Here is a 3,845-nt window from a genome sequence, read left to right on the forward strand (position 1 = left end):
TGGGAATCGGGAATCGGGAATCGGGAATCGGGAATCGGGAATCGGGGAAAAATTATGGGCGTTGCTGAATTAAGGAATGAATGCGCGATCATCTAGTTTTATTAAAGCCCCCGTTGGTCCCCCAATTCTGGGGGACTTTGAGAGTTTTTCCCCCCAGAATTGGGGGGCTAGGGGGGCGAAACCATACTGAGAATCAGCAACGCCAAATTATGTGTACCTCATAGCTATGAGAAGCGCTATAAATAGGGTGGGCAATGCCTACCCTGTTTAATTTTTAAGCTTCTTAAGTATATATAGCGATCGCAAACAAAGATCATAACATTTGATGGTAAAATCACATCCCTTAGCGACTTCTTGTATTAAAGCCCATGCTGCAAATACAAATCACAACATTGCCTAGTTTGTACCCTTTTAGGCAATGTTATGGAAATCTATAGTTAGAATTTATAGGGATTTCCATAAAGTTATTTAAAACCTATCACCACCAATTTGAATATCATCTATACAAATTTTAGTTTGTACTGAAAATAAGCCAGATTTCATATATACTTTGACTATTTTATACATACCATTTCCTAGATCAATTTTTCCTTGCATGATTGGTTCTTTTCCCATAACTAGCATATGGTTACATTCATCTTGTTTTTCACCATTTATATAAAGTTTTGCCTCACTTGTTTTTAGACTAAAATTTATTATTCCCCAAGTGTTTAAAACTGATATTATATTTCCCTCATACTCTGTATTCCATTGTTTATTAAACATTTTAGTTACTTATTTATTTTAAAATTTAATATTTATAATCAATCTCAAAATATTCATCTTGATCTAAGCAATCTTGTAATTCTTGAATTATTTCATCTTGTATCCTTTTATCTAGTCTATCAAGTCGAGCTTTTACTTGGTTAGATATTTTTTTTTCAGTATCTAGAGCTAATATTTCTTCCCTGGTTAATCCTAATTTCGATAATATTGGTTCAATTTTATCAAGTTCCTCATCACTAACTTTTTATTCAATTTTTTCCTTGATTTCCAAACCCTTATTAATAAGAATTGGTGTTGCTACTGCAACTACTATGGCTGCGATCGGTAATGGCATTTTGACCTCCTAAAACTCACCACAGTAAATGCATCTTATTTTGAAATGCCTACTGGATATGAGATTAATACGATAAGTATTTATGCTTATTAATTGTCAAATCTCTGTCTTGATGCAGTTGCTCATGGGGGAAACCCCAAAGACCGCACTGCATCGCTTCTGAGTAAGGCTTCTATAATTTAGATGCGTTTGGTATATAGTATAGCAATCCCTGTAGGAATTGTTATAATTTCTAATCAGAAGTTCCCGACTCACGACTCCCGACTCCCGACTCCCGACTCCCGACTCCCGACTCCCGACTCCCTATCAAAGCATTTTAATATGGTTTTCCCGCTGCCAGATAAATACATTGACCTGCTCACAGATTTCGGGTTTAAACGTGTCTTTGGCACTGAGCCAAATAAGGCACTGCTAATCGACTTCTTGAATACTCTGTTGCCTCCCCATCATCAGCTGAAGGATGTCACCTTTAAAAATCCCGAGTTTTTGGGCAATACCTTAGTGGATCGAAGGGCTATTTTTGATATTTATTGTCAGAGCGAGACTGGTGAACGGTTCATCGTAGAAATGCAGAAGGCCAAGCAAAATTTGTTTAAGGATAGAAGTGTCTATTATTCTACTTTCCCGATCCAAGAACAGGCACAACAGGGATTTTGGAACTATGAGCTTACAGCAGTTTATACGGTTGGCATCCTAGATTTTGTATTTGATGACCACAAGCACGATTCGGAACTGCTACATGTGGTGGAGTTGAAAAATCAGCACTGTGAAGTGTTCTACGATAAGCTCAAATTTATTTATGTTGAGCTACCGAAATTTACCAAGTCTCTTGATGAGTTGGAGTCCCATTTTGACAAGTGGTTATTTCTATTTAAACACCTAGCCCAGTTGAATGAACCCCCATTACCCTTGCAAGACGATGTGTTTGCCCAGCTATTTGATGTGGCAGAGATTGCCAATTTCTCATCTAGGGAGCAAGCGCTGTATCAGGATAGCCTGAAGGTCTACCGGGATATGTACAATGTTACCCAAACCTTAATTGATGAAACTCTGGAACAAGGTATAGAACAAGGTATAAAACAAGGTATAAAACAAGGTAGACAACAAGGTAGACAACAAGGTAGACAGGAAGAAAAACAGCAGATTGCTAAGCAGATGAAGGCGGCAGGGTTACCCGCTCAGGATATTGCCCAATATACGGGGTTGAGTATGGATGAGATTGATCGGTTGTAGGTTGAAATTGCTTCAAGAGCTACAAATTCCTGGGTTTTTGCTAAAAATTGTTGCTTAGATAGGCGAACTGAAGTACCGGTAATTTTTCTTGTCAGAAGCCACAAAAGTAAAGATTAACGAGACAATCACTCACTTTCCAGTTACTGCCATCCCGGTAACGGCGCTAGGGGGAGCATAAGACCTGTTTGTTACAAGCAAAATACTTAATTCATTAAGGATCCAGCTGGCGGCATCTGGGGTGATATGTCCTTTGCCATGCCTCCCAGGGAATAGATAGTTTGCCCATTTCGGAGGGTGGTAGTTCGTTAAGTGTTTCCGCAGATCTTCTAGTACCGGGATGGTTCGGGTGGCAAGCTTACCCTTTGTATTGCCTTTCCTGAATAGAACCACGGGGCGCACGGAACCAAAGCGATCTAAGACATCCCTTATTCTTAAGGTCACGGCTTCGTTGACCCGACAGGCGGTGTAAAGCATCACAGCAAACAGCGCCCGGTCTCGTGGCGGGTTAAGGGTTGCCCCTTCATTAAACAACAGTTGGATTTCCTCTGCGGTTAAAATCTTTGCCTGGCCATGGCGGTCGATTTTCATACCCCACGCCTCAATACACCCATGCCTATTTATTGAACAGTTTGGGTGTACCCGAGTCAATACAATGTGGGTGCGATTTGGCTAGGGATAGCGTCTTGGTAACGGGATCTAAAATCACAAAGTGAAAAAATCTGCACAAAAAATCCCGCATGGGCGTACGGGAAGAGGTAATGGAGTGTGATGGGTTGTCTTGAGGCTAATCGATTTTAAATATAATTTTCGGGAGCCTCAGGGTCGATGCAGTTAAGACGCAGGATTCGCCGCAGTCGTTTGATTTCTACATCTTTGTGGTCATCCTGGGCATAATCTTCACTCAAGCACTGCAAGTCCGTCTTGAGCCGCTTGTTCTCGGCTTCAACTGCTTCCAGTCGTTCTACATACTGAGTCATTTCTTTATTTCGCTCAGCTATCGTGATTACTTGATCACCGAAGGCCAGTCGAAACCGATCCTTCAAAGAGTCACCTGCCAAAGCAGAGGTTAACTTCAATGCTTCTTTGTTTCCTTTGGATGTCCGGTACGTCCAGTACAAGACATTGATATCCAACGGAATTCCATTAATGCGACTTTGTCCCCTCCATCGACTAGAGGGATCTATTTCAAAAATCGCGGGCGTGAATTCCTCTCCCCATATATCTTTGAACCATTTTGATTTCAAGAATTCGCGGAAGTTCCTTTCATTTTCCCCAATGGTTTCAGCCGCCTGAGTTTGGGAAAGTACATATAGCCAGTTATCAGTAGCTCGAAATCCATCAAGAGTTTTCTTGCCCACTGGAACTAGGGCATGTTTCACAAATCTTTTGACCGAAAACCCTGAGGGCGCAAGCCCCTAGATTCTATCTATGGGGTTAGCCCGAACAGGAATTTATTCCCTGATTACTCGGGAACTTTAGCATCTTTGGATTCGGCAAAGCCGACGCTGCGCGA

4 protein-coding genes are annotated in these 3,845 nt (G+C 41.2%); 1 reads left to right on the forward strand and 3 read right to left on the reverse strand.

Features of this window, described 5'->3' with window-relative positions; translation table 11 throughout:
* Window positions 1–468: 468 nt before the first annotated feature.
* The gene (locus tag F6K20_RS28200) at window positions 469–765 is read right to left on the reverse strand and encodes a hypothetical protein (RefSeq protein ID WP_008187512.1); all 297 of its coding nucleotides are present in this window, start codon (window positions 763–765) and stop codon (window positions 469–471) included.
* 655 nt (window positions 766–1,420) lie between these two features.
* On the opposite strand from F6K20_RS28200, the gene F6K20_RS28205 reads away from it, so the two are divergent.
* The gene (locus F6K20_RS28205) at window positions 1,421–2,332 is read left to right on the forward strand and encodes an Rpn family recombination-promoting nuclease/putative transposase (protein ID WP_502708887.1); all 912 of its coding nucleotides are present in this window, start codon (window positions 1,421–1,423) and stop codon (window positions 2,330–2,332) included.
* Window positions 2,333–2,461: 129 nt separating this feature from the next.
* On the opposite strand, the gene F6K20_RS28210 is transcribed toward F6K20_RS28205, so the two are convergent.
* Both F6K20_RS28210 and F6K20_RS28215 read right to left on the reverse strand, forming a co-directional pair.
* A complete protein-coding gene (locus F6K20_RS28210; protein ID WP_287296883.1) occupies window positions 2,462–2,920 on the reverse strand; it encodes a tyrosine-type recombinase/integrase in 459 nt (152 codons plus the stop codon).
* A 206-nt stretch (window positions 2,921–3,126) separates the two neighbouring features.
* Complete coding sequence (locus F6K20_RS28215; RefSeq protein ID WP_287296884.1) at window positions 3,127–3,711, reverse strand: hypothetical protein; 585 nt, start codon at window positions 3,709–3,711, stop codon at window positions 3,127–3,129.
* Between the last annotated feature and the right edge of the window lie 134 nt (window positions 3,712–3,845).

This window comes from Moorena sp. SIO2C4, from assembly GCF_010672485.1.
Classification (GTDB): Bacteria; Cyanobacteriota; Cyanobacteriia; order Cyanobacteriales; family Coleofasciculaceae; genus Moorena; species Moorena producens.